The 2,500-nt window shown below is 53.8% G+C and carries 1 protein-coding gene, 1 tRNA gene and 2 rRNA genes (1 of these 4 cut by a window edge); all 4 read left to right on the top strand.

The genetic code is table 11. The features are described from left to right. Positions 1 to 1,666 (top strand): 23S ribosomal RNA (locus G560_RS0117580) (it extends 1,177 nt beyond the left edge of the window). A gap of 177 nt (positions 1,667 to 1,843) precedes the next feature. Then, a 5S ribosomal RNA gene (rrf, locus tag G560_RS0117575) occupies positions 1,844 to 1,958 on the top strand. 100 nt (positions 1,959 to 2,058) lie between these two features. Further along, positions 2,059 to 2,135 (top strand) — tRNA-Met (locus tag G560_RS0117570). Between the two features lie 188 nt (positions 2,136 to 2,323). Next, on the top strand, positions 2,324 to 2,500 hold a 177-nt coding region (locus G560_RS20875), incomplete at its 3' end, for a transposase (RefSeq protein ID WP_022705131.1).

Below are 2,500 nucleotides of genomic sequence, written 5' to 3'. Positions count from 1 at the left end.
CGAGCCGAAGCTCAGGATGCATAGCAATATGCGTGGTAGCGGAGCGTTCTGTGATATAGGACGCTGTGTAATTATGCTCGGGCATGCTCGAGTATAACGTACACAATGTGCTTTCTGTGAAGCCGGGCTGTAAGGCATCCGGTGGAGAGATCAGAAGCGAGAATGTTGACATGAGTAGCGACAAAGAGGGTGAGAGACCCTCTCGCCGAAAGTCCAAGGGTTCCTGCTTAAAGCTAATCTGAGCAGGGTAAGCCGGCCCCTAAGGCGAGGCCGAAAGGCGTAGTCGATGGGAATCAGGTTAATATTCCTGAGCCGTGAGGTAGTGACGGATCGCAGAGGTAGTTTGCCCTTATCGGATTGGGTGGGCTGCTGAGTGGTCCCTGGAAATAGCTCCTCTATAAGACCGTACCCTAAACCGACACAGGTGGACTGGTAGAGAATACCAAGGCGCTTGAGAGAACCACATTTAAGGAACTCGGCAAAATGCCTCCGTAAGTTCGCGAGAAGGAGGCCCCATTCGCACGCAAGTGTGGGTGGGGGGCACAAACTAGGGGGTGGCGACTGTTTACTTAAAACACAGGGCTCTGCGAAGTCGTAAGACGACGTATAGGGTCTGACGCCTGCCCGGTGCTGGAAGGTTAAAAGGAGGGGTGCAAGCTCTGAATTGAAGCCCCAGTAAACGGCGGCCGTAACTATAACGGTCCTAAGGTAGCGAAATTCCTTGTCGGGTAAGTTCCGACCTGCACGAATGGCGTAACGATCTCCCCGCTGTCTCAAATGTGGACTCAGCGAAATTGAACTGTGTGTCAAGATGCACACTTCCCGCGGTTAGACGGAAAGACCCCATGCACCTTTACTATAGCTTCGCACTGGCATCAGGATTGAGATGTGCAGGATAGGTGGTAGGCATTGAATCGGGGACGCTAGTCCTCGTGGAGCCTCCCTTGAGATACCACCCTTCTTACTCTTGATGTCTAACCGCGGTCCATTATCTGGATCCGGGACCCTGCGTGGTGGGTAGTTTGACTGGGGCGGTCGCCTCCCAAACAGTAACGGAGGCGCGCGAAGGTTGGCTCAGAGCGGTCGGAAATCGCTCGTTGAGTGCAATGGCAGAAGCCAGCCTGACTGCAAGACTGACAAGTCGAGCAGAGACGAAAGTCGGTCATAGTGATCCGGTGGTCCCGAGTGGAAGGGCCATCGCTCAACGGATAAAAGGTACGCTGGGGATAACAGGCTGATGATGCCCAAGAGTCCATATCGACGGCATCGTTTGGCACCTCGATGTCGGCTCATCTCATCCTGGGGCTGGAGCAGGTCCCAAGGGTACGGCTGTTCGCCGTTTAAAGAGGTACGTGAGCTGGGTTTAGAACGTCGTGAGACAGTTCGGTCCCTATCTGCCGTGGGTGTAGGAGACTTGAGAAGAGTTGCCCCTAGTACGAGAGGACCGGGGTGAACGTTCCACTGGTGGACCAGTTATCATGCCAATGGTAGTGCTGGGTAGCTATGAACGGACAGGATAATCGCTGAAGGCATCTAAGCGAGAAGCCCCCTTCAAAACAAGGTCTCCCTTGAGAGCCGTGGAAGACCACCACGTCGATAGGCCAGAGATGTAAGTGCAGTAATGCATTCAGTTGACTGGTACTAATTGCTCGATAGGCTTGATTTGATCCAGAAACAGCAAGGTTTAGAAATAATCCTAATGCTTCGGAAACAAAGTCAAAAGCAAACATCACTACGTCGCAAAGCGACGGCAGTGTAAAACATGGAACATTCGGATTAGCCGCATAGCTAAACCGACTGATGTTGTGTCCCTGATAACCTCAGGGAAGCGTTTCTTTCTCGGTTTGGTGGTCATAGCGCGAGCAAAACACCCGATCCCATCCCGAACTCGGCCGTTAAGTGCCGTCGCGCCAATGGTACTGCGTCTTAAGACGTGGGAGAGTAGGTCACCGCCAAACCTAGTAAGAAACGTAATCTCTCAAAACGATGAAACAAAACCCCAAAATACTCACATTGGGGCACCACAGGGCCCTTGCAAACCGCAAGAACCCAAAGCGTCGCGGGATGGAGCAGCTCGGTAGCTCGTCAGGCTCATAACCTGAAGGTCGTAGGTTCAAATCCTACTCCCGCAACCAACACTAATTCCTCAACAATATCAGACACTTCCAAACCCGCTCCGGCGGGTTTTTGCATGTTCGGCATGTTGTTCGCGCCCAATGACAGCGCAAGAAGCGTATGCGGTGGTTCCAGCCCATTGATTTGATGTATTCCTGACGCGTGATGCGCCTGCGAGAAGGTCTGCGGTAGCAGATGGAGGTTTTGCATGGCGGATGGTGGTGAGGGTTTTGTGGGGCGGTGCGAGGTCGTGGAACCTCGACGGCGCGGCAAGCGGCATTGGCCGGATGATGTGAAAGCGCGGATCGTGGCTGAAAGCCTGCAGCCCGGTGCCCGGGTCGTGGATGTCGCGGCGCGCTACGACATCCTGCCTCATCATTTGTCG

The sequence above is a fragment of the Pseudorhodobacter ferrugineus DSM 5888 genome (assembly GCF_000420745.1).
In the GTDB taxonomy this organism is placed as follows: domain Bacteria; phylum Pseudomonadota; class Alphaproteobacteria; order Rhodobacterales; family Rhodobacteraceae; genus Pseudorhodobacter; species Pseudorhodobacter ferrugineus.
Note: the sequence above shows the minus strand (reverse complement) of the source record. Positions and strands in the feature narration are given on the sequence as shown.